The sequence below is a fragment of the Sphingopyxis sp. BE259 genome (assembly GCF_031457495.1).
Taxonomy (GTDB): Bacteria; Pseudomonadota; Alphaproteobacteria; order Sphingomonadales; family Sphingomonadaceae; genus Sphingopyxis.
On sequence record NZ_JAVDWM010000001.1, the window covers coordinates 338,405 to 361,675 of the forward strand.

The 23,271-nt window shown below is 64.7% G+C and carries 23 protein-coding genes; 14 read left to right on the plus strand and 9 right to left on the minus strand.

The window, feature by feature from the left end:
• Positions 1–63: 63 nt before the first annotated feature.
• From J2X44_RS01715 to J2X44_RS01725, 3 genes are all read right to left on the minus strand, one after another.
• Positions 64–1,353: an acyl-CoA dehydrogenase family protein gene (locus J2X44_RS01715; RefSeq protein WP_310087558.1), complete on the minus strand. Its 1,290-nt coding sequence runs from the start codon at positions 1,351–1,353 to the stop codon at positions 64–66.
• A gap of 112 nt (positions 1,354–1,465) precedes the next feature.
• Positions 1,466–2,866 (minus strand): MFS transporter, encoded by a 1,401-nt coding sequence (locus tag J2X44_RS01720; protein WP_310087559.1) that lies wholly within the window; start codon positions 2,864–2,866, stop codon positions 1,466–1,468.
• Positions 2,863–3,720 (minus strand): SDR family oxidoreductase, encoded by an 858-nt coding sequence (locus J2X44_RS01725; RefSeq protein WP_310087560.1) that lies wholly within the window; start codon positions 3,718–3,720, stop codon positions 2,863–2,865. The genes J2X44_RS01720 and J2X44_RS01725 overlap by 4 nt, the downstream gene beginning before the upstream one ends.
• A 172-nt stretch (positions 3,721–3,892) precedes the next feature.
• Between J2X44_RS01725 and J2X44_RS01730 the strand changes: the two genes are divergently transcribed.
• From J2X44_RS01730 to J2X44_RS01745, 4 genes are all read left to right on the plus strand, one after another.
• Positions 3,893–5,074 (plus strand): acyl-CoA dehydrogenase family protein, encoded by a 1,182-nt coding sequence (locus J2X44_RS01730; RefSeq protein WP_310087561.1) that lies wholly within the window; start codon positions 3,893–3,895, stop codon positions 5,072–5,074.
• Positions 5,075–5,228: 154 nt separating this feature from the next.
• Positions 5,229–6,347, plus strand: coding sequence for an acyl-CoA dehydrogenase family protein (locus tag J2X44_RS01735; protein WP_310087562.1), 1,119 nt, complete (start codon positions 5,229–5,231; stop codon positions 6,345–6,347).
• Between the two features lie 155 nt (positions 6,348–6,502).
• Complete coding sequence (locus tag J2X44_RS01740) at positions 6,503–7,306, plus strand: SDR family oxidoreductase (RefSeq protein ID WP_310087563.1); 804 nt, start codon at positions 6,503–6,505, stop codon at positions 7,304–7,306.
• Between the two features lie 158 nt (positions 7,307–7,464).
• Entirely contained in the window at positions 7,465–7,971 is a 507-nt protein-coding gene (locus tag J2X44_RS01745) for a hypothetical protein (RefSeq protein ID WP_310087564.1), read from the plus strand.
• A 112-nt stretch (positions 7,972–8,083) separates the two neighbouring features.
• Here the strand turns inward: J2X44_RS01745 and ppc are convergent, their stop codons facing one another.
• Complete coding sequence (ppc, locus tag J2X44_RS01750; RefSeq protein WP_310087565.1) at positions 8,084–10,762, minus strand: phosphoenolpyruvate carboxylase; 2,679 nt, start codon at positions 10,760–10,762, stop codon at positions 8,084–8,086.
• Positions 10,763–11,001: 239 nt separating this feature from the next.
• Here ppc and J2X44_RS01755 point away from each other — a divergent pair, with 239 nt between their 5' ends.
• The gene (locus J2X44_RS01755) at positions 11,002–11,811 is read left to right on the plus strand and encodes a hypothetical protein (RefSeq protein ID WP_310087566.1); all 810 of its coding nucleotides are present in this window, start codon (positions 11,002–11,004) and stop codon (positions 11,809–11,811) included.
• A gap of 55 nt (positions 11,812–11,866) precedes the next feature.
• Here J2X44_RS01755 and J2X44_RS01760 read toward each other — a convergent pair whose 3' ends face one another.
• On the minus strand, positions 11,867–12,280 hold the full coding sequence (locus J2X44_RS01760) for a YbaY family lipoprotein (RefSeq protein ID WP_310087567.1): 414 nt from the start codon (positions 12,278–12,280) through the stop codon (positions 11,867–11,869).
• A 141-nt stretch (positions 12,281–12,421) separates the two neighbouring features.
• The gene (locus J2X44_RS01765) at positions 12,422–12,988 is read right to left on the minus strand and encodes an HNH endonuclease (protein ID WP_310087568.1); all 567 of its coding nucleotides are present in this window, start codon (positions 12,986–12,988) and stop codon (positions 12,422–12,424) included.
• Between the two features lie 184 nt (positions 12,989–13,172).
• Here J2X44_RS01765 and gluQRS point away from each other — a divergent pair, with 184 nt between their 5' ends.
• The 8 genes from gluQRS (at position 13,173) to J2X44_RS01805 (ending at position 20,064) form a co-directional block, all read left to right on the plus strand.
• Positions 13,173–14,036, plus strand: coding sequence for a tRNA glutamyl-Q(34) synthetase GluQRS (gene gluQRS / locus J2X44_RS01770; protein WP_310087569.1), 864 nt, complete (start codon positions 13,173–13,175; stop codon positions 14,034–14,036).
• A 9-nt stretch (positions 14,037–14,045) separates the two neighbouring features.
• Positions 14,046–14,270, plus strand: coding sequence for an HIG1 domain-containing protein (locus J2X44_RS01775; RefSeq protein ID WP_088443329.1), 225 nt, complete (start codon positions 14,046–14,048; stop codon positions 14,268–14,270).
• A 25-nt stretch (positions 14,271–14,295) separates the two neighbouring features.
• Positions 14,296–14,877: a cob(I)yrinic acid a,c-diamide adenosyltransferase gene (locus tag J2X44_RS01780; protein WP_310087570.1), complete on the plus strand. Its 582-nt coding sequence runs from the start codon at positions 14,296–14,298 to the stop codon at positions 14,875–14,877.
• A gap of 191 nt (positions 14,878–15,068) precedes the next feature.
• A complete protein-coding gene (gene egtB / locus J2X44_RS01785; protein WP_310087571.1) occupies positions 15,069–16,346 on the plus strand; it encodes an ergothioneine biosynthesis protein EgtB in 1,278 nt (425 codons plus the stop codon).
• A gap of 1 nt (position 16,347) precedes the next feature.
• Positions 16,348–17,334, plus strand: coding sequence for an L-histidine N(alpha)-methyltransferase (gene egtD / locus J2X44_RS01790; protein WP_310087572.1), 987 nt, complete (start codon positions 16,348–16,350; stop codon positions 17,332–17,334).
• Between the two features lie 168 nt (positions 17,335–17,502).
• Positions 17,503–18,369 (plus strand): 3-hydroxyacyl-CoA dehydrogenase NAD-binding domain-containing protein, encoded by an 867-nt coding sequence (locus J2X44_RS01795; RefSeq protein ID WP_310087573.1) that lies wholly within the window; start codon positions 17,503–17,505, stop codon positions 18,367–18,369.
• Between the two features lie 37 nt (positions 18,370–18,406).
• Positions 18,407–18,895 carry a hypothetical protein gene (locus J2X44_RS01800; protein ID WP_310087574.1) on the plus strand — a complete coding sequence of 163 codons (489 nt, stop codon included), beginning with the start codon at positions 18,407–18,409 and terminating at the stop codon, positions 18,893–18,895.
• 26 nt (positions 18,896–18,921) lie between these two features.
• Entirely contained in the window at positions 18,922–20,064 is a 1,143-nt protein-coding gene (locus J2X44_RS01805) for an epoxide hydrolase (protein ID WP_310087575.1), read from the plus strand.
• A gap of 7 nt (positions 20,065–20,071) precedes the next feature.
• Here the strand turns inward: J2X44_RS01805 and J2X44_RS01810 are convergent, their stop codons facing one another.
• The 3 genes from J2X44_RS01810 to J2X44_RS01820 form a co-directional block, all read right to left on the minus strand.
• Entirely contained in the window at positions 20,072–20,392 is a 321-nt protein-coding gene (locus J2X44_RS01810; RefSeq protein WP_310087576.1) for an MliC family protein, read from the minus strand.
• 13 nt (positions 20,393–20,405) lie between these two features.
• Complete coding sequence (locus J2X44_RS01815) at positions 20,406–21,017, minus strand: beta/gamma crystallin-related protein (RefSeq protein WP_310087577.1); 612 nt, start codon at positions 21,015–21,017, stop codon at positions 20,406–20,408.
• Between the two features lie 107 nt (positions 21,018–21,124).
• Positions 21,125–22,477, minus strand: a complete 1,353-nt coding sequence (locus J2X44_RS01820) for a nucleoside transporter C-terminal domain-containing protein (RefSeq protein WP_310087578.1) — start codon at positions 22,475–22,477, stop codon at positions 21,125–21,127.
• Between the two features lie 115 nt (positions 22,478–22,592).
• Between J2X44_RS01820 and J2X44_RS01825 the strand changes: the two genes are divergently transcribed.
• Entirely contained in the window at positions 22,593–23,270 is a 678-nt protein-coding gene (locus J2X44_RS01825; protein WP_310087579.1) for a queuosine precursor transporter, read from the plus strand.
• The last annotated feature ends 1 nt before the right edge of the window (position 23,271 follow it).

Below are 23,271 nucleotides of genomic sequence, written 5' to 3' on the forward strand. Positions count from 1 at the left end.
AGCCTGCCGAAGGGCGCTTCTCGGTGAGGCGCCTTTCGACAGGCTCAGGGCGACGATTATCCTTTAACGCGAAGCGCCGATGTCGCCCGACGAGAAACCCGGCTCGCTCGCCGCGCTGTGCTTGGCGAACTCGATCCGCGCGATCGCGCGCTCATGGACTTCGTCGGGACCATCGGCGAGCCGCAGCGTGCGCTGATGCGCATAGGCGTTGGCGAGGCCAAAATCTTCGGACACGCCCGCCGCGCCATGCGCCTGGATTGCATCGTCGATGATCTTCAACGCCATGTTCGGCGCCTGCACCTTGATCATCGCGATCTCGGCGGCGGCGGCCTTGTTGCCGACCTTGTCCATCATGTCGGCGGCCTTCAGGCACAGCAGCCGGGTCATCTCGATGTCGATGCGCGCGCGCGCCAGACGATGTTCCCAGATGCTGTATTCGGCGATCGTCTTGCCGAACGCGACGCGCGATTGCAGCCGCTTCGCCATCTTGGCGATCGCTTCCTCGGCGGTGCCGATGGTGCGCATGCAGTGATGGATGCGGCCCGGGCCGAGGCGCCCCTGCGCGATCTCGAAGCCGCGGCCCTCGCCCAGCAGCATCGCTTCCTCGGCGTTGACGCGGACGTCCTTCAGCTCGATTTCCATATGGCCGTGCGGCGCGTCGTCATAGCCGAAGACGGGCAGGTGGCGCAGGATCGTCACCCCCGGCGCGTCGAGCGGCATCAGCACCATCGACTGCTGGGCGTGGCGCTTGGCGGCGAAATCGGTCTTGCCCATCACGATCGCGATTTTGCAGCGCGGATCGCCCGCGCCCGACGACCACCATTTGGTGCCGTTGATGACATAATCGTCGCCGTCGCGTTCGATGCGGCATTCGACATTGGTCGCGTCGGACGACGCCACCGCAGGCTCGGTCATCAGAAACGCCGAGCGGATTTCGCCGTTCATCAGCGGTAGCAGATATTTCTGCTTCTGCGCCGCGGTGCCATAACGGTGGAACACCTCCATATTGCCGGTGTCGGGCGCCGAGCAGTTGAACACTTCGCTGGCGAAACCGATCCGCCCCATTTCCTCGGCGCACAGCGCATATTCCAGGTTGGTGAGGCCGGGGCCTTCAAACGCGATCGTTTCGTCGACATGGTGATGCGCGGCGCTGCGCGGCGGCATGAACAGGTTCCAGATGCCCGCGGCCTTGGCCTCCGCCTTCAGTTCCTCGACGATCGGAATGACCTTCCACCGATCGCCCGCCTTGTCCTGTTCCTTGTACGTCGGGACCGCGGGGCGGACCTTGCGCTCGATGAATTCGCGCACCCGGTCGCGCCAATGAGTCTGCCGGTCGGTGAGATCGAAATCCATCTGAGCATCCTTTCCGTTTACGTTCGCGTAAGCCTTTGGACCGATTCGTCCCGCTTTGCCAACCCCTGCGGGCCGATTATTACCTCATTCCGTCGTCAACTGACATTTTCCGTCATGGATGTGTCGCGGCCGACTGATCCAGCGGCGACGGCTCCGGCGCGCCGCCGCGGATCGACAACGAAAAGGCCCAGGCGGTGAGCAGGCCGAGGGTCAGCGTGATCGCCAGGTAGGTGCTGGCCAGATTACCTACGATGGCAGGGTTGATCGTTGCCGGATCGGCGCGTTCGGGAAATCCGATCGCGCCCAAAATCTGGCCCGACAGAAAAATGCCGACCCCTGTCACGCATTTCTGCATGAAGAAATATCCGGCGTAGAACACCCCCTCCTGCTGCCGCCCGGTGATGCGGAAATTGGCGGTGGTGACATCGGCCATCATCGATGCGCCGGTGATCATGACGCTAATGCTCGCCGCGGTCGAAATGGTGATGAAGGGCAGGATAAAGCCCAATGTCTGCATTGGCGTCATCGTTGGTACCCAGCCCATCAGGAACAGGAAATAGGGAGTCATGCCGACAGTTGTGGTAACGAGCGCCAACCGGACCGCCGCCGCGGGTTTGCCGTAACGCCGACCGGCCCAGCGCGACACGACGAGCGCGAGCGCGACCCCGCCGAACAGCGAAAAGGCGTAAAGCACCTGCTCGGTGGTGCCCAGTTTCCACACATAGCCGAGCAGATAGTTCGACAGTGCGAAGGTGACGCCCTGATTCGCGAATGCAAAAAAGCCTGCGAGCAACAGCAGTAGGAACGGTTTGAACCGGATACAGCCCGCCATCTCGCGAAGCGTCGGCTGGTGCGGCTCACCCGGTAGCGGACGAGCATAGCGGCGATGGGTACCAATCGCCGATGCCAGCACTGCAACCAGCATGAGCACCGATCCGGCGATCGCATAGCTGGCGTAGTTAGCTTGGGTCATATTGCCCGCCTCGTTCAGGCGGAAAATACCGTATCCGGCAGCGAGCATCAGCAGCCCACCGGTCCAGCCGAACAGGTAGCGCCAGCCGAGCACCGCGGTTCGTTCGTGATAGTCGGGGGTCATTTCTGGCGCGAGCGCGATCGACGGCACCTCGTTCAGCGAAATGCTCATCCGGACAAGCGTCGCGAAGATCAGCAGATAGACGAGCTGGAACCATTGTTCGCCTGCGGGTGGCATCCAAAGGAACAGCCAGGTCACCGCGATCGGGATTGCCGACACATAAAGCCATGGGTGGCGCCGCCCCCATCGGCTGCGCGTGCGGTCGGACAAATGCCCGACCGCGGGGTCGATCAGTGCGTCGAGCAACAGTGCGATCAGCAGCACCAGTCCGACCCATGCCGCGGGCAAGCCGATCACTTGGTTATAGAAGATTAGCAAAAAGACCGAAAAGCCGTTGTCCTTGATCCCATAAGCGACGGCGCCGAACCCGTATGTGATTTTGGTCGCTGTCGGGACGCGGTTCGCCGCCGCTGTGGTCACGCCGCTGCTCCCGCCTTGGCGGCCTCCTCCATCGCAACCAGCGCATCGAACATCCCGGGTGCTTCGGGATCCCACGCGTGACGCTGGCCGATCGTCAGCCCGCCATCGACCAGCAAATGGGTGCCGGTCATGAACGACGATTCGTCGCTGGCCAGGAACGCGACCGCATTGGCGATGTCATCGGGCTGGCCGCCGCGCGCCACCGGCTGCGCCTGCGCGCTCATCCCGGCGATCACGGCGTTGGCCTGCTCCTTCATCGCGTCGGGAACCTCCAGCGACGCGGTGAAGATATTGGTGTTGATGAAACCCGGGCAGATCGCGTTGACGCGGATGCCATAGCGGGCCAGGTCGGTCGCCGCGACCTTCGACAGATGGAGAACGCCCGCCTTGGCGACGGCGTAGGCGATCGGCGAATAACCCGCGCCGAGCGAAGCGACGCTGGCGGTGTTGATGATCGACGCGCCCTTGCGTCCCTTCATATGCGGCGCCGCATAGCGGATCCCCATCGCGACCGATTTCAGCACCAGATCCATCGTGCGGTCCCAGCCCTCGGGGGTGATTTCGTCGATCGGGGCGCGGTCGCCGCCCGCCGCGGCGTTGTTGAACAGGATGTCGATGCCGCCACCTTTCGCCGCGGCGGTGTTCATCAGCGCCTCGATGTCCGACGGCTGCGTCACGTCGCAGCGGACAAAATCGATCTTGCCGTTCGATTGTTCGGCGAGGGCGCGGCCGCCCGCTTCGTCGATGTCGGCGGCAAAGACGTGGGCGCCTTCGCTCGCGAGTTTCAAAACTGTGGCTTTGCCGATTCCCGAAGCGGCTCCGGTGACGACGGCAATCTTGCCCGCGAATCGCATGACCCATTCTCCCGTTTTCTTTTGCCACCTAGCTTAGGGGCCAAAGGATATGCGTCAACGGCGGTCAAACCGACGCTACGGCGCCGTAACGGCAGGTTGCGCCCCCCAAGTTGACGCTTGCGTAAAGCAGGTGACTGCTCCTAGATTTGGGCCAGGAAGAGGAGCCTGAAACATGAGCGATCTGGACGCTTTTCGCGCCGAAGTGCGCGGCTGGCTGGAGGCGAACTGCCCCGCCGAAATGCGCGAACCCATCCGCGAAGAAGGCGATGTGTGCTGGGGCGGCCGCAACTGGGTGTTCAAGAATGACGCCCAGAAACGCTGGCTCGAGGCGTGCGCCGCAAAGGGCTACACCGTCCCCGACTGGCCCAAAGCCTATGGCGGCGCGGGGCTCACCCCCGAGCAGACCAAGGTCTTCAAACAGGAAATGAAGCGCATCCACGCGCGCTCGCCGCTCGACAGCTTCGGCATCTGGATGCTCGGCCCCGCGTTGCTGCAATTCGGCACCGAGGAACAGAAGGTCCAGTATCTCAACCCGATCGCACGCGGCGAAATCCGCTGGTGCCAGGGCTATTCGGAACCCGGATCGGGCAGCGACCTCGTCAGCTTGCAGACCTTTGGTGAAGACAAGGGCGACCATTGGGTCGTCAACGGCTCAAAAATCTGGACCAGCTATGCCGACCAGGCCGACTGGATTTTCTGTCTCGTCCGCACCGACAAGGCGAACAAATACCAGGGCATCACCTTCATGCTCTTCGACATGGCGAGCCCCGGCGTCACCACCAAGCCGATCTTGCTGATCAGCGGCAACTCGCCCTTCTGCGAAACCTTCTTCGACGATGTCGAAGTGCCCAAGACGCAATATATCGGCGAGATCAACCGCGGCTGGGACGTCGCCAAATATCTGCTCGGCCACGAACGCGAGATGATTTCGGGCGGCGGCGCGGGCGGCGACATGGTCAGCATCGGCGGCGCCTTTGCCAAGGCGTTCGGCAAGAATGCCGCGGGGGAACTCGACGATCCGATCCTGCGCGCCGAAATGGCGGCCTTCGACGTTGATGTTTTCGCCTATCGCGCCATGGGCGAACGTTTCATGGACATGTGGAAGACCGGTCGCGCGCACCCCGCGTCGTCGAACATGATGAAATATGTCGGCACCGAACTCAACAAGCGCCGCCACGAACTCGTCATGTCGGGCGGCGGCAGCGAAGCACTCGAATGGGATAGCGAAGAGACAAAGGGCGGCGCGCGCGCGCGCGGCTGGCTGCGCACCAAGGCCAATTCGATCGAGGGCGGGACGAGCGAAGTCATGCTCAACGTCATCGCCAAGCGGATTTTGGATTTGCCGGGGGCCTGAGGCCCCCAACCCCCGTTCGTCCTGAGGAGAGACTGAGCGGAGGCGAAGCCGGAGACGAGGGCTCGTCTCGAGGGACCATGCGCAACGCCAAGTCCTTCGAGACGCCATTTCGACAAGCTCAATGGCTCCTCAGGACAAACGGAGTTTTTTGATTATGCCACTCTATCACAATGACGACCAGGCGATGCTCAAGGACAGCGTTGCGCCCTTCGTCGCCGAACAGGCGCCGGTTTCGCACCTGCGCAAACTGCGCGACTCGGCCGACGCCACCGGCTTCTCGCGCGATCTGTGGACGCAGTTCACCGAAATGGGCCTGCCCGGCATGCTGGTGCCTGAGGCGCATGGCGGGCTCGGCATGGGGCATATGGAGGCGGGCATCGTGCTCGAGGAAATCGGCCGCAACCTGACCCCCTCGCCGTTCCTGGCGACCAGCGTCGGCGCGGTCGCCGCGCTCGCCAAGGCGGGCGGCACGCAGGCGGGCCGCTGGCTCCCCGCCATCGCCAGCGGTGAAGCGATCATCGCGCTGGCGATCGACGAAGGCGCGAAGCACCGCCCCGACCGGATCGCGACCACCGCAACGCGCGCCGGCAATGGCTTCCGCCTCGATGGCAAGAAGAGCTTCGTCCTCCACGGCCATGTCGCTGACATGAGCATCGTCGCGGCGAAGACCGACGGCGGCATCACCCTGTTTGCGGTGCCCAAGGATGCGAAAGGCCTCACGGCCGATCCGCGCCGCCTCGTCGATTCCAGCCTCGCGAGCCATGTCATCCTCGACGGCGTCGAGGTTGATGCCGACGCGGTGATCGGCGAGGTCGATGCCGGGGGCGACATCCTCGACGCCTTGCTCGCCGCCACCCGCACCGGCGCTGCCGCCGAAATGGTCGGGGTGGGGCAGGGCGCGATGGACATGACCGTCACCTACCTCAAGGAACGCAAGCAGTTCGGCAAGCTGATCGGCGAGTTTCAGGGACTCCAGCACCGCGCCGCGCATCTCTACGGCGAGATGGAAGTCGCGCGCGCGACCGTGATGAAGGCGCAGCAGCTTTTGGACGAAGGCAGCGAAGGCGCCAAACTGATGGTATCGGTCGCCAAAGCCAAGGCCGGGCGCGCGGCCAACTTGGCCGTCCGCGAAGGCGTCCAGATGCACGGCGGCATCGGCATGACCGACGAATATGACATCGGCCTCTATATGAAACGCGACCGCGCGCTCGCCGAATATATGGGCGACGTCCATTATCACATCGACCAGGTTGCCCGGATGAACGGTTACTGATTTGAATCTATCCCCTCCCGCAAGCGGGAGGGGCAGCGAGACTTGCGAACTTGTTCGCTAGTCGCAGCGGGTTGGGCAGATGAGCACCCGAACGCCTGCGGCTCCCCACCCCTAACCCCTCCCCACCGGGGAGGGGGATTAAGCGGAGAATGACAATGAACCTCCAAGACATGTTCGGCCTCGATGGCCGCATCGCCCTTGTCACCGGCGGCTCGCGCGGCATCGGCAAGATGATCGTCGAGGGCTATCTCGCCGCCGGTTGCGCGCGCGTCTACATCTCGGCGCGCAAGACCGCGCAGATCGAGGAAGCCATCGCCGATTTCGAAACGCGCTATCCGGGCAAGGTCATCGGCCTGCCGGTCGATCTCGCGACCGTCGAGGGCTGCCGCGCGCTCGCCAAAGAACTCGAAGCGCGCGAAGAACGGCTCGACATCCTCGTCAACAACGCCGGCGCCGCCTGGGGCGAACCGTTCGAGGGCTTCCCCGAGGCGGGCTGGGACAAGGTGATGGACATCAACGTCAAATCGCCCTTCTTCCTCACGCAGGCGCTGCACGGCTTGCTCAAGGCGGGTGGGTCGCACGAGCGCCCGGCCAAGGTCATCAACATCGGCTCGATCGACGGCCAGCGGCTCAATCCGTGGGAAACCTACAGCTATCATGCGTCGAAGGCGGCGATCCTGTACCTTACCAAGCGCCTCGCGGCGCGGCTGGTGAGCGACCATATCCTGGTCACCGCAATCGCCCCCGGCGCCTTCCAGTCGGACATGAACAAGGCGGCGCGCGACCATGGCGACGCGGTGGCCAAGAGCATCCCGGTCAAACGCATCGGCGTGCCCGAGGACATGGCGGGCGCCGCGATCTTCCTGGCGTCAAAGGCGGGGGACTATGTCGTCGGCGACACGATCACCGTCGACGGCGGGCTGGTGCATGGCGATTTGCGGACCAGCATCGACGCCTGACGCAACCTTCTCTCCCATCGTCACCCCGGACTTGATCCGGGGTCCATGGCCGCGCCCTCGGCATCGATGCCGGATCAAGTCCGGCATGACGAAGGGTGAAAATTTGACTCCGGCATCACAAGGTGTATTATGCAACTAATGCACCAAGGAGATGTGCCATGCGTTTTGCCTTCCTGATCCCTCCGATGATGCTGCTGGCCGCCTGCGGGCAGGACGAAAAAGCGGCTGACAGCAAAGGTGTTTCGGTCCATGCCGACGGCCAGGTCCAGATCAGCGCAGACAAGGATGGCGGCGAGATCAGGATTGACAGCGACGGGGTCAAAATCGACCTCGACATCCCCGACCTTGGCGACATGAACATCAATAGCGATTTCGACATCGACGGGGTGAAGCTCTACCCCGGCAGCAAGATCGACAAGATGGACATCAACGCCAGCGACAAGAATGGCGCCGACACCGCGACGGTGAAATTCGGCTTCAGCTCGCCCGCCGCGCCCAAGGTTGCCGCCGACTGGATGGGCGCCGAATTCGCCAAGCGGAACATCCAGGTCCAGCGCACCGGCACGACGCTGCGCGGCACCGACAAGGATGGCGATGATTTCACGATCAGCTTTGCCCCCGATGGCGCGAATGCCAAGGGTGAAGTGGTGATTACGAAAAGCTGAGGGTCAGCCCAACACTCACCTTCGCTCGTGTCGAGCGAAGTCGAGACACGCTGGCGCGGTGTTCCCGTGTCTCGACTTCGCTCGACACGAACGGGATGTGGTTGGCTATTCGCTACCCGCTGTTCCGCAATGCCGTCGCGATCGCATTGATCGTCAGCTGGATGCCCTCGGCGATGCGTGGATCGGTCTCCCCCGCACGATGCCGCTTCATCAGCTCGATCTGGAGCAGGTTGAGCGGCTCGATATACGGCAGGCGCAGCCGGATCGACGCCTCCAGCGCCGGGTTCTTGTCGAGCAACCGTGTCTGACCGGTGATGTCGAGCAGCCCATCATGGGCGCGGTGCCACCCGTCGCGAATCCGCCCGAAGATCGCCTCATGCCCGTCGATATGCCCCGCCAGCTCGGCATAGCGCGCCGCGATCCCCATGTCGGATTTCGCCAGCACCATCTCCATATTGCCGAGCAGCGCGGCGAAGAACGGCCACCCCGCCGCCATGTCGGCGAGCAGCGCCTTGTCGCCGAACGCGGCAAAACCTTCGCCGGTGCCGTACCAGCCGGGCAGCATCGCGCGCGCCTGCGCCCAGCTGAACACCCATGGGATCGCGCGCAGATCCTCAATCGCGCTCGACTTGGTGCGGCTCGACGGCCGCGACCCGATTTTCAGCGTCGCGATCTCGGCGATCGGGGTCATCGCGCGGAAGAAATCCTTGAACGTCGGGGTGTCGTAAACCAGCCCGCGATAGGCGGCGAAGGCGCTGTCCGACAGCTGGTCCATTGCGGCAGTAAATCGCGCCGCATCGGCATCGCTGAGCGCCTCGGGTTCCAGGCTGGCGAGCAGGCTCGCCGACACCATTGCCTCCAGGTTGGTCGCCGCGCTCGCCGCGGTGCCATATTTCGCCGCGATCACCTCGCCCTGTTCGGTGATGCGGATGCGCCCCTGCACCGTCCCTGCGGGCTGGGCGCGGATCGCGGCAAAGGCGCTGCCGCCGCCGCGTCCGACCGCGCCGCCGCGGCCGTGGAACAATTGCATCGCGGTATCGGCGTCCTCGAACACCGGGGTCAGCGCCTGTGACGCCTGATGCAATCCCCAGGTCGAGGTCAGATAGCCGCCGTCCTTGTTCGAATCCGAATAGCCGATCATCACTTCTTGATGCCCGCGCTGGCCGATCTGCGGGCCGATTTCGGGCATCGCAAAATAGCGCGCCATGATGCCCGGCGCCTTGTCCAGATCGGCGATCGTCTCGAACAAGGGCACCACCATCAGATTGCTCTGGCCCGCCGCATCGCCGCTCCGCCACAGCCCGGCTTCGCGCGCCAGCACATGGACTTCGAGCAGGTCGGACAAGGTCTGCGCCATGCTGATGATCCACTGGCAGATCGCGTCCTTGCCCAGCCGCGCGCGGACATCGGCGGCGGCATGGATGATCGCGAGTTCGCCCGCCGTCTCCTCGCTCCACTGGTGCCACGGCGCCGCGAGCGGGCGGTCGCTTTGCAGTTCGGCGGTGAGCAGCACGACGCGCGCCGCCTCGTCCAGCGCCAGATAATCCGCGCACACCCCCGACACCTTGAGCAACTCGGCGAGCACCCGTTCGTGCACCGCGCTGTTCTGCCGCATGTCGAGCGTCGCAAGGTGGAATCCGAACACTTCCACGGCGCGGATCAGCCGTCCTAATGCGCCGATACCACCGAATTGGCCCTGGCTGTTCGCCGCCAGGCCGCCCGCAATGATGACAAGGTCGCGGCGCAGCGCGGCGGGGGAATCATAGGGCGCGCCCTTCAGCGCCGAAGGCCGCGGCGGCGCCTTGCCGACGATCTGTGCGTAAGTGGCGCACAGCCGCGCATAAATCCCCGACAAGGCCCGGCGATAGGGTTCGTCGCGGCGGCTTGGCGCGGTGTCGCCGCTCGCCTCGGCCAGCGCTTCGACCGCGTCCGGAACCGGCGCCAGGCTCGCCGACACCGACAGTTCGGCGCCCAGCTTATGCACCGCATCGATATAGTGACCGAGCACCGCGGCGGCGTTGCGCCCGGTCGCCATGACCATCGTCTCGGCCGTGACGAACGGATTGCCGTCGCGGTCGCCGCCGATCCAGCTGCCGACCCGCAGGAAGCTCGCGGGACGCGCGCCCAGTTCGGCTTCCCAGCGCGCATAGAGCTTCGGCACCACCGGCAGAAAGACGTCGCGCAGATAGGTCAGCGCATTGTCGATCTCATCGGCGACGAACAGCTTCTCCATGCGCAGCGGGCGCGTTTGCCACAACAGCACGATCTGCCGCCGGATCGCATCCTCGACGACGTCACCCTCGGGCGTCTCGTCGGCGCCGCCGTCGCGCAGCAGCATCAGCTCGGCGATGCGGTTCTTGTGGTCGAGCACCGACTTGCGCCGCACCTCGGTCGGGTGCGCGGTCAGGACCGGCGCGACCAGCGACGCACTCAGCAGCGCCGCGATCGCATCGCCATCGATCCCGTCGGCCTTCAGCTTCTCGATCGCCGCCGCGACCGTCGCCTCGGGCTCGGCGGCGACCCCCTGCCGGTCCTCGGCCAGATTGGCGAGCATCGAAAACAGCATGAACCCGCGCACGAACGCGACGGTGTCGTCGAGGCTGAGCGCATCGAGCCCCGGATCGATCGCCTCGGCCCCCGCAATCCCGCGATGCCGATCGACGCTCGACGAGCGGATATATTCGGTCTGGCGGAATAATTTGTCGCCGCCATAGGCGCGGATGACGTCGCCCAATATCCGCCCGAGATAGCGGATGTCGGGATTTTGCGAGATCTGGATCGGCGGGCCCATACGCCGGATTGCTGCACCTGCGAAGGGGCGCGGTCAAGCCGCAGGGTGCGCGCGCATAGCTATGCGCGATATTTTGGGACGCGGGGCTGCCAAAGCAAACCGATACACCAGAGCCAAAAGGAGCAAGGCGGGAGGAAATCCGCAACCGCGGCGGCGGCACACCGGTACGTCCCGGTCATTGTTTCGAGGATTCAACGCAGCTAGCCCTTCACACTGGCTCTGTGAAAAGGAGAAACGCCATGCTCGCGCTGATGCTCATGCTGTCACAGGCTTCGTCTCCGGCTCCGGTCCTCCCCGCCGAGGCACCGGTTGTTTCGCCGGCCGATCAACAGCTGATTGGGCAGTCCGCCTCCATGGGCACCATCCTCTACGCCCTCGACAAGGCGGCGAGCGTGAGTACCGACGCCCTGCTTGAAAAAATGGATCGTACGCAGCTCGCCGGATCGGGCGGCTATGTCATCGAGCGCGCGTCGGGTACGGCGCTCCGCGCCACATATTATCGCGGCATGGGCCAGGACGCGCGCGCTTTCTTCGTGGCCGAAGTTGAGGGCGAGAAACTGTTGCGTTCCGAAATGCTTCCATCACCCGTGCCCCTGACCGCGCGTCAGGCCGAACTGGCGGCGGCGCGGGAGATTGCCGCGAAGATCGCCGTTTCGGAGGGCTACAAGCCTTGCTCGGCAGCGCCGTTCAACACCGTCGTGGTGCCGACCTCCGACGGCCCGATCGGGGTCTATCTCCTCACCGCGCAAACGACGGCGGCAAGCTATCCCATCGGCGGACATTTTCGCGTCGTTGTCGGCCCGGATGGCGAGAAGTGGTCAAGCCGTCCGTTCAGCGCGAGCTGCCTCGATCTGGACCTGCCCAAATTGCCGGCGGGAAGCGAGCCGGTTGCGTTGGTGACCAGCAATCGCCTCGATCCGGTGCCGACCGAAATATTTGTATTCGCGTCCCATTCGCTGGGTTTGCCACTGTATGTGGCCACGAACGATCAACGGCTTTGGAAGGTCGATGGCCGTAAAATCGAACTGCGACCGGACAAAATCAACTGACGTCTGTGTCGATGTCGTGGCTCGCTCGCCGTCGCGGTGGAGGCGGCGTTGCTTGTCAGTTGGTCTTGACCAGCGTCAGCGTCCCCATATCGATCCGGCTCCGGCCATCGAACGCCACACTGTTGCGCGTGTCGGTGATGAACATCAGCTTCCCATCGCCGCCGGTGATCCGCGCCGAGACCGCATAGCTGTGCCGCGGATCGAGCTGGGCGCGATCGACGGTCAATGTGAAGGGTAGCGGCACCTGTTTGCCATCGGCGGCGAACGTCTGGCCCGCGAGGGTGCGGGCGGGCGCATCGGCCAGGCTGACATCGTCGAGCCGCACTTCGAGCTGGGCCGTCGGCGGCAATGCGATGCGCTCGCGATAGGCGATGCTGCCGGTGACGGTGATCGACTGCGCTGCAGGCGGGGTGGCGGCGCAGGCGGCAAGCGACAGGCCCAGGGCTGACACGGCGATGACACGAAGCATGGTCTTCTCCTGAAAATGCTTGTGCCCCTGCGAAGGCAGGGGCCCATCTCCGATCGGCGCGAGATGGAACCGGCAGGTGATGGGTTCCCGCATTCGCGGGGAAACGGCAACTTGGGATATACCCCAAACCGCAGCGGCTTCCTAACCCTCCAGCTCGACATCCCAATACAGCCAGTCGATCCAGCTCGTATGCAGATAGCCGGGCGGGAAGGCGCGGCCATTGTCCTGCAATTGCCAGCTCGTCGGGCGCCACGGCTGGCGATAGATCGGCATCCGCGCCTGTTGCGGCGTCCGCCCGCCTTTTTTCAGGTTGCACGGCGCACAGGCGGTGGTGACATTTTCCCAGGTCGTCCGTCCGCCCAGTCGCCGCGGCACGACATGGTCAAAAGTCAGATCCTTGCCCGACCCGCAATATTGGCACGCAAAGCGGTCACGCAGGAACAGGTTGAAGCGGGTGAACGCCGGGTGCTGCGACGGTTTCACATATTGGCGCAGCGCAATGACGCTGGGGATCGGCATCGTCAGTGTTGCCGAATGAATCTCGCGCTCGTAATTTTCGACGATGGTGACGCGGTCGAGGAAAACCGCCTTGACCGCGGTCTGCCACGGCCACAGGCTCAGGGGATAATAGCTGAGCGGCGTGTAGTCGGCATTCAGGACAAGCGCGGGACAATTATCGGGATGCCGGACGAGATCGGGATGGAACATGGCTTTTGGACACTGCCCCCATTGCTGAGCGCCACCTTGCGAAGTGGATGGCGCGCCACTGCCTTCCCCAAGTGACAAGGTCATTACATGCCGCATCAGATTCTGACGTCAAGGGGGCATCTGCCGCAAGATATGGAAGGAATCGGATGACGTCGGCACAGTATATGGAGTCTTTACCAAGCCGATGCTGACCCGTTTCGCGCCCAGCCCGACCGGCAACCTGCATCTGGGCCATGCCTATAGCGCGGTGCTGGCACATGACGCGGCCCGCGCGGCGGGCGGCCGTTTTCTGATCCGCATCGACGATATCGACGGCAGCCGCTCGCGCGAGGAATTTGTGGCGGCATCGCTTGCCGATCTCGCGTGGCTCGGGCTCGACTGGGGTGGCGAACCGCTGCGCCAGTCGGCGCGGCTCGGCGACTATGCCGCGGCGCTCGACACGCTCCGCGTCCGCGGCCTCGTCTATCCCTGCTTCTGCACCCGCGCCGATATTGCCGCGAGCCTGGCGGCGCCGCACGGGCCGCCCCCTGCGTCGGGCTCGGCGATCTATCCCGGCACCTGCCGCGACCTCCCCGCGACCGAGCGCGACCGGCGCATGGCGACCGAGCCGCATTGCTGGCGTCTCGATACCGCCCGCGCGCTGGCGGTTGCCGGTGACCTTAAGTGGGACGAACAAGGGCAGGGGATGCGCGCTGCCGATCCGGCCGCGCATGGCGACGTCGTCCTCGCGCGCAAGGATGCGCCCGCCAGCTATCATCTCGCCAGCACGCTCGACGATGCGATGATGGGGGTCAGCCATATCATCCGCGGCGCCGACCTGATCGCGTCGACCGATGTCCACCGGCTGCTCCAGGCGCTGCTCGACCTGCCGACCCCGCTCTATCGTCATCATCCGCTCGTCTGCGGTGCCGACGGCCAGCGGCTCGCCAAGCGCGACGCTGCGGCATCGCTCGCCGGGCTGCGCCGCGGCGGCGTCGACGGCAAAGCGCTGGCGGCCGATTTGCTGGTCCAGCGGCTTCCCACTGGATATTCGCTGCAAATGCCCTAAATTGGCGCCATGAACATTCTGCTGATCATCGGCGTCGTCGTGGCGGCCGGCTTCGTCCTCTTCTCGCTCGCGCGGGGGCTCTTCTATTTTTCGCAAGGCCACCAAGCGGTGATCGACGGAAAAGTCGAGGAAAATCAGGTGATGCAGAACAAGATGATGATGTCGCGCGTCAAATGGCAGGCGATCACCATCATCCTGATCGTGCTGATCGGCCTGCTCGCGGCGGGCGGCTGATCGCGGCACTGCCGCGGTCCTTCCCATGGTCAAGCTCAACAAAATCTACACGCGCACCGGCGACGACGGCACGACGGGACTGGTCGACGGCTCGCGGATCGCCAAATCGGCGCCGTTGATGGCGGCGATCGGCGACGTCGACGAAGCGAACAGCGCGATCGGCATCGCGGTCGCCGCGCTCCATCCGAACAGCGATGCCACCGCGATGCTGGTGCGGATCCAGAACGAGATGTTCGACCTTGGCGCCGACCTTGCCACGCCCGCCGACGTCCAGTTCGGTTTCGGCCCGCACGACATGGCGCTGCGCATCGTCCCCAGCCAGATCGCGCGGCTGGAGGACGAGATCGACACGATGAACGACGATCTCGAACCGCTGCGCAGCTTCATCCTCCCCGGCGGCACCGACGCCGCGGCGCGGCTGCACCTTGCCCGCGCGGTGACCCGCCGCGCCGAACGCGCCGCGGTCGCGGCGGGTGCGGATCGCGACCTCAACCCGCTGGCGCTGACATACCTCAACCGCCTGTCCGACCATCTGTTCGTGCTGACCCGGCACCTGAATGCCGCGGCGGGCGGCGATGTGCTGTGGAAACCCGGCGCGACGCGCTAGCATATCGTAGCCCCCGCGAAGGCGGGGGCCGCTGGCGGTTTTCGCGGCAATGTAGGGATAGGCCGCTCGCGGCCCCCGCCTTCGCGGGGGCGACGGATAGTGTTCCCTGAATGTTCTAGACATTCCACCGCGCCGTAACCATATTCCTCCCTCCAGCGAAACCGAATCGCACCGCGAGGGATTGTCTCATCATGGCCAGCCAAACCGACGCTTCACCCATCGCGCAAACGGCCCACACGCCCGACCTGCTAGCGCAGCGTTTCGCCGCCACCCGCCGCCTGTCGCTCGACCTTGTCGCGACGCTGTCCGACGCCGACACCAGCGCGCAGTCGATGCCCGACGCCTCGCCCGCCAAATGGCATCTCGCGCACACCACATGGTTCTTCGAAACCTTCATCCTGCGCGATCATGTCTCGGGCTACCGCGCGTTCGACGATCGCTACGCCTATCTGTTCAACAGCTATTATGAGGCCGAAGGGCCGCGTCATGCCCGCCCGCAACGCGGCCTGCTGACCCGCCCCTCACTCAGCGACATCTGCATCTGGCGCGCGCATGTCGACACCGCGGTGCAGACCGCACTGCCCGATCTGCCCCCCGCGGCGCACACACTGATCGAACTCGGCATCCAGCACGAACAGCAGCATCAGGAATTGCTGCTGACCGACCTCAAGCACCTCTTCGCGCAGAACCCGCTCGGCCCGGCGGCGTGGGAAAAAACGGCAATCGCGCGTGAAGCCCCGCAGTTTTCCGCCCTGAAATGGATCGACGGCAATGCGGGCGTGACCCAGGTCGGGCACGGCAGCGACGGTTTCGCCTTCGATTGCGAAGGCCCGCGCCACGATGCCCTCCTCGCCCCGCACGCCCTCGCCAGCCGCCCGGTCAGCAATGGCGAATGGCAGCAATTTATCGCCGACGGCGGTTATCACACCCCCTCGCTGTGGCTCAGCGACGGCTGGGCGTGGGTGCAGGGCGATAATGTCGATGCCCCCGCTTATTGGGATGGCGACCGCCAGTTCACCTTGGCGGGCTGGCAGGCAATCGACCCGGCGGCGCCCGTCACCCACATCAGTTTTTACGAGGCTGATGCCTTCGCCAGCTGGGCGGGCGCACGCCTGCCGACCGAGTTCGAATGGGAGGCCGCGGCGGCGAGCCTCGACCCGGCAACGGGACAGCAGCTTGACGCTGCGGGGCCGGTGCATCCGGCGGCATCCGCGGCCGACATGGACCTGCAACAGATGTTCGGCAGCGTGTGGGAATGGACCGGCAGCGCCTATCGCCCCTATCCCGGCTTTCGCACCGCGCCCGGCGCGGTCGGCGAATATAATGGCAAGTTCATGAACGGCCAGTTCGTGCTGCGCGGCGGCAGCTGCGCGACCCCGCGCGGCCATCTGCGCGCCAGTTACCGCAACTTTTTTTACCCCCACCAGCGCTGGCAGTTCACCGGCGTGCGGTTAGCCAAGGATCTTTGACATGGGCGTTGTTCGCAATCTTCGGCAGGTCGACGCCGATGCCGCCGGGGTCGATATCGCGTTTCGCGCCGACGTCCATGCCGGGCTTGGCCAGACGCAAAAAGCGATTCCCGCGCGCTGGTTCTATGACGCGACCGGATCGGCGTTGTTCGAGGATATCACTGCGCTGCCCGAATATTACCCGACGCGCAGCGAAACCGACCTGCTCACCCGCCATGCCGCTGATCTGGCCGCCGCGATCGGTGCCGGTCGCGCGGTCGTCGAACTCGGCTCGGGCAGCTCGGCCAAGACCCCGCTGCTGCTCGATGCGATTGCGCCTGCCGCCTATGTTCCGGTCGATATTTCGGGCGATTTCCTGCGCGACAGCGCCGCCGCGCTGGCGCCGCGGTTTCCGGGCTTGCCGGTCTATCCCGTCGAGGCTGATTTCACCCAGCGGGTCGAATTGCCGCGCGAGATTGCCGATCTTGCCAAACTCGGCTTTTTTCCGGGCAGCACGATCGGCAACATGGTCGCGCGCACCGCGATTGACCTGCTGCGCCACTGGCGCGGCGCGCTCGGCGACGGGTCGCTGCTGCTGATCGGCATCGACCGGATCAAGGATGTCGGGGTGCTGACACGTGCCTATGACGATCCGGCGGGGGTGACTGCGGCGTTCAATCTCAACCTGCTGGAGCGGATCAACCGCGAGCTGGACGGCGACATTCCGGTCGAAAATTTCACACACCGCGCGGTGTGGGACGATGTTCATGCGCGGATCGAAATGCACCTCGTTGCCGCGTGCGCGATGGATTTCACGATCGACGGACATCGCTATCATATGGCCGCGGGTCAGACGATCCACAGCGAAAACAGCCACAAATACGGTGCCCGCGACGCCAATTTGCTGCTCCGCGCCGGCGGTTGGACCCCGGTGGCGACCTGGGACGACACCGACCCCGCCTTTGCCCTGATCCTCGCCGAAGCGACCGCCTTCCGCTCGGCCCCTTGACGGGCTAGCGCCAGAACGTAGAGCGAGGGACGCTCCCTGACATCCTTTGTCCCGAGCTTGTCGAAGGACCGTCCTTCTTTATTGCGCCGGTCGAAAGACAAGAACGGCCCTTCGACAAGCTCAGGGCGAACGGCGGTGGGGTGTTTTGAAAATATTAGGGGACAGCATATGATCGTCGGCGTCATCGGGGCAGGTCAAATGGGCGCGGGGATCGCCCAGGTATCGGCGGGCGCGGGCCATGATGTGCTGCTTTCGGACATTGACCTCGCGCGCGCCGAAGTCGGCAAGGCGGGCATCGCCAAGGCGCTCGGCCGCCTCGTCGCCAAGGACAAGATGAGCCAGAGCGATGCCGACGCGTTGCTCGCGCGGATCACCCCGGTCGCCGACCACAGCGCCTTCGCCCCCGCCGATCTCGTCATCGAAGCCGCGACCGAGCGCGAGGAAATCAAGCGCGCGATCTTTGCCAGCGTCGGCCAGTATCTGTCGGACACCGCGATTCTGGCCAGCAACACCAGCTCGATCCCGATTACGCGCCTGGCGCAGGCGTCGCCCGACCCGGCGCGCTTCATCGGGGTGCATTTCTTCAATCCGGTGCCGGTGATGGGGCTGATCGAACTGATCCGCGGCCTCGCCACCAGCGACGCGACGCTGCAAACGGTCGAAGCCTTTGGCCGCGGTCTCGGCAAGGAAATCGTCCACGCCAACGACGCGCCGGGTTTCATCGTCAACCGCGTTCTGATGCCGCTGATCAACGAAGCGGTGTTCGCGTTGGGTGAAGGCGTTGCGACGATGCAGGACATCGACGCCGGGTGCCGTCTGGGGCTCAATCATCCGATGGGGCCGATCACGCTTGCCGATTTCATCGGGCTCGACACCTGCCTCGAAATCATCCGCGTCCTGCACAGCGGCACCGGCGATCCCAAATTCCGCCCCGCCCCGCTTCTCGTCCAATATGTCGCGGCGGGTTGGGTCGGCAAAAAGGCGGGCCGCGGCTTTTACGACTGGACGGGAGCCGAACCGGTTCCGACGCGTTAGTCTGGTGGCTGTCAGGGGGCAGCACAGGAGGCACCATATGCACAGGAAAATTCTCGCAGCTTTGTCGGTCGCCGCGCTGGCGGCATCGGCAGCCGCTTATGCCCAGCAGGGCGCGCCCGAAGATTCGACGATCAAGGACACCGCCAATCAGGTGACCGAACCGTTCGACGGCAAAGAAATCCCGCCCAAACTGCTCGCGATCCAGGAAAGGCCCTACTCGCTCGCGGGCCTTGGAAAATGCGCCGCGATCATCGGCGAAATCAACGAACTCGACACCGTGCTGGGTCCCGACGTCAACGAACAGGTCGACAAGGACCGCGCCAAAAAGCGCGAAGAAACCGCGGGCCGGGTGGTCGGCAATGTCGCTGGTTCGATCATTCCCTTTCGCGGGCTGATCGGCGAAGTCACCGGCGCCAATGCCGAACGGCGGCGCTATGCGCTGGCCGTCTATGCCGGAACCGTGCGCCGCGGCTTCCTGAAAGGCGTCGGGCTCGAACGCGGTTGTAAGGCGCCGGCGCGGCCCTGATAAGCGGACGGCAGGGGAGGGATGCCATGGACGTCGCTAATATCTGCAGTTTCGTCGTCGATGTGCCGCAGGCAGCGCTCGATGATCTCAAAGACCGGCTGGCGCGGACGCGCTGGCCGGAGAAGGAAACGGTCGCCGACTGGGATCAGGGCATCCCGCTTGCCTATGCGCAGGAACTCGCGGCCTATTGGCGCGACGAATATGATTGGCGCAGAGTCGAGGCGCGGCTGAACGCGCTGCCCAACTATCTGGCGACGATCGACGGCCTCGACATCCACTTCCTCCACATTCGGTCGGCCAATCCCGCCGCGCGCCCGCTGGTCCTGACCCACGGCTGGCCGGGGTCGGTGCTCGAATTTCTCGACGTCATCGAGCCGTTGTCCGCGGACTATCATCTCGTGATCCCCTCGCTGCCCGGCTACGGCTTTTCGGGCAAGCCGACCGCGGCCAAATGGAGCGTCGAGCATATCGGCGCGGCGTGGGACGCGCTGATGGTCGCGCTCGGCTATGATCGCTATTTCGCGCAGGGCGGCGATTGGGGCAGCGCGGTGACCTGCGCGATCGGGATGAACCACGCCGATCATTGCGCCGGCATCCACGTCAATATGGTGGTCGGCGCGCCGCCGCCCGACCTGATGAGCGATCTGACCGATAACGAAAAACTCTATCTCGCGCGCTTCGCCTGGTATCAGGCCAAGGACAGCGGCTATTCGACCCAGCACGCCACGCGGCCGCAGACGATCGGCTATGCGCTCACCGATTCGCCGGTCGGCCAAATGGCGTGGATCGCCGAAAAATTCCACGGCTGGACCGATTGCGGGCATCAACCGGGAGGCCAGTCGATCGGCGGCCATCCGGAGACTGCACTGTCGAAGGACGCGATGCTCGACACGATCAGCCTCTATTGGCTGACCGCCAGCGCCGCGTCGTCGGCGCGGCTATACTGGCACAGCTTCCGCAATTTCGCCGCGGGCGAAATCCTGGTGCCGACGGGGTGCAGCCTGTTTCCGAACGAGATCATGCGGCTGTCGCGGCGCTGGGCCGAGCGGCGCTACAAGACTATCGTCCACTGGAACGAACTGCCCCGCGGCGGCCATTTTGCCGCGTGGGAGCAGCCCGAACTGTTCGTCGGCGAGGTGCGCGCAGCGCTGGCGAAGATGGCGCTTTGATCGCGCCCTAGCGCGGCACCACCACTTGGCGACAAGTTTCGGGGGCCGAACGCAGCGCGGTGTTCCACATCGCCTCATTCCCTTTGGTATGCAGGCGCCATCCCGCGCGGTTTTCGTAGATCGCGCCGCTGGCAGCGGGGGTGGAGCGCATCGGTTCGGAGCGGCCGCCGTTGACGCTGACCAGCGCCCGGTCGCCCACGAAATCGACTTTCAGCCGGGTGCCGCGGTCGCATTCATAATAGGTGCTGACCCCCGGCCCGCCGACCGACATGCAGGCCGACAGCGCCAGCGCAGCGACGGCGGGCGCGATGAATTTGATCCTTTGCATCGCGTGTCTCCCCTCAATAGCCCGAGCGGACACAGAGCACGTCGGCCAGATAGACGCGGTTATTGACCGTCTCCATATGCTCGCGCGCCGACCCGTTCCAGCCGATCGAACGGCAATAATTGTCGGCGGTCTGCGCCGCGCAGTTCGCCGTTGCCGATCCAGACTGGCAAGCAAGGACACGGCGGTTGTTTTGCGCGGGTTGGGTATGGAATTCGGCGAAATTGCCGCGGGTGACCTGATCATTGGCGGGCGGATTCGGATTCCAGCCGCCGCCCGATCCAACCGGGCGGATCGACTGGATGGACAGCCCGCGTAGCACGTTGTTCAGCATCGGCGTGTCGCGCTCGATCGTGCGGCAGGTGCCGCGATAGCGGGTTTTTTCGCAAAGCTCCCATCGACCGCTGGCGACGCGGATCGAATTGACCGGCCAGGCGAGGCCGAGGTTGGGTTTCGCCTCGCCGATGAACACTGCCGGGCCGCGATAGGCGGCGTCGCGATAGATTGTCGCCTCGGGTGGGCGATACATGCGGTCTTCGGGGGTCTGGGCGCTGGAGGTAGCGAGGACACCCGTTCCAATCGACGCTGCGGCAACGGCGAGGAACGACAAACGATATGCGATTTTCATGGCAAGCTCCCTGTTGGCGATTGCGACCCGGGGATTCGTTTTCCGGCCAAAGAATACGCCAATCGGGGCGGGCTTGCAAATTGCCCCCAAGAGACGCGAGCAGTCGGTTAGGGGGCGTTGGCAGGGGCGGTTTTTGCCGCTTCGGGCGCCGCGGCGGGCGCTTCCGCCGGAACGGTCACCGCCTTTGCGGTGGGCGTCGTGGGCGGCGTTGCGACCGGCGGCGCGATACCCAGCATCAACCCCGCCAAGGCCGCCGACATCAGGTTCGACAGGCTGCCCGCGAGCAGGGCTTTGAGGCCGAGCTTGGCGATCATCGGTCGCTGGTTGGGCGCCAGCCCGCCGGTCACCGCCATCTGGATCGCGATCGAGCTGAAATTGGCGAACCCGCACAGCGCAAAGGTGGCGATCGCGACCGCGGCGAGCGACATGTCGCCTTGCACCTTGCCGAGGTCGATGAAGGCGACGAATTCGTTGAGGACGATCTTGCTGCCGAACAGTCCGCCGACGACCGCGCTTTCGTCCCACGGCACGCCCATCAGCCACATCACCGGGCGGAATAAGGCGCCGATGATCGCCTGAAACGACAGGTCGGGGTAACCCAGCCAGCCGCCGATGCCGCCGAGCAGACCGTTGGCCAGCGCGACGAGCGCCACAAAGGCGAGCACCATCGCGCCGACCGCGACCGCCAGCTTGACCCCGGTCTGGGCGCCCTGCGCCGCGGCCATGATGATATTGGCGGGCTTTTCCTCATCATGGCTCGCCTCGGGCATGATGACCGGTTCGATACCCAGATCCTTGGGATCGTCGGGCATCATGATCTTCGCCATCAGAATGCCGCCCGGCGCGGACATGAAGCTGGCGGCGAGCAGATAGGGCAGCAATTGTTCGCCGATCATGCTTGCATAGGCACCCAATATGGTGCCCGCGACGCCCGCCATGCCGACAGTCATGATCGTGAACAGCTGCGGCGGGGTGAGGCCCGCCAGATAGGGGCGGATGACGAGCGGCGATTCGGACTGGCCGACAAAGATATTCGCCGCCGCGCCCAGGCTTTCGACCTTGGTGATGCCGGTGATTTTCTGGATCGCGCCGCCGACCCATTTGATCACCAGCTGCATGATGCCGAGGTAATAGAGGATCGAGATCAGCGAGGCGAAAAAGACGATAACCGGCAGCGCCGCGATCGCAAAGCTGTTGGCGCCGATTTCGGGCGAAGCGAGTGGGCCGAAGATAAAATCGGTCCCCGCCTTGGCATAGCCGAGCAGGTTCGACACACCGTTCGACATCGCCTGAATGATGTTGCGACCCCACGGGGTGCCGATCACCAGCACCGCGAAACCGGCCTGAAGCAGGAAGGCGGGAATGACGATGCGCAGTCGAATCCAGCGGCGGTTCGACGAAAACAGGACGGCAATCGCCAACAGCGCGACAATGCCAACCAATCCAATCAGGCGTTCCATATCTTCGTGCGTCCCCCGCAAGTTTATTACGTCTGTCTAGCGGGCTTTGACGGTGGGGCAAGTGCCGGTGCCACGCGCATCTTTCCAGCGTCCGCAAAACCGACTATCGCGCGGCATGACCGACACCACATCGACGGCGCTGCCGCGCACCCTCTCGCCCTCCCTGTTCCTGTTCACCATCATCTATGGCGGCATGGTCGTGCTCGCCGGGGTGCTGGGGAACAAACAGGTGGCGCTGGGCGACTGGCTGGCGGTCGAGGCGGGGATTTTCCCGTTTTTGCTGCTCGTGGCGCTGTCGAGCACGGTGTCCGAACTTCATGGCCAGTCGACCGCGAACAAGCTGGTGCTGTGGGGCTTTGTGCCGCTGGTGCTGTCGATCATGCTGATCTCGCTCGTCCTGGCGCTGCCTGCCTCGGCGGAGATGCAGCCCGAACGGCTCGCCGCGTTCGACCTGATTCTGGGGCAGGGACCACGGCTGATGGCGGCGGGCATCGTCGCCTATGGCACTTCGCAATTTCTGAACGTCACGATTTTCAGCAAGTTGCGCGGACGCGAGGGCGCCGGGACCGGCACCACCTGGCTGGCGATCCGCGGCGCGATCGCGAGCGCGCTCAGTCAGATCGTCGATACGTTACTGTTCGTCACCATCGCCTTTTACGGGGTGTTCCCGATCGCCAATCTGATGGGCGGGCAGATGCTGGCGAAGGTCGCGCTGTCGGTGCTGGTCATCCCGTTCGTGATCACCGGACTGGTCGCGCTCGGCCGTAATCTCGACGCCAAGAACGGCGGATGAT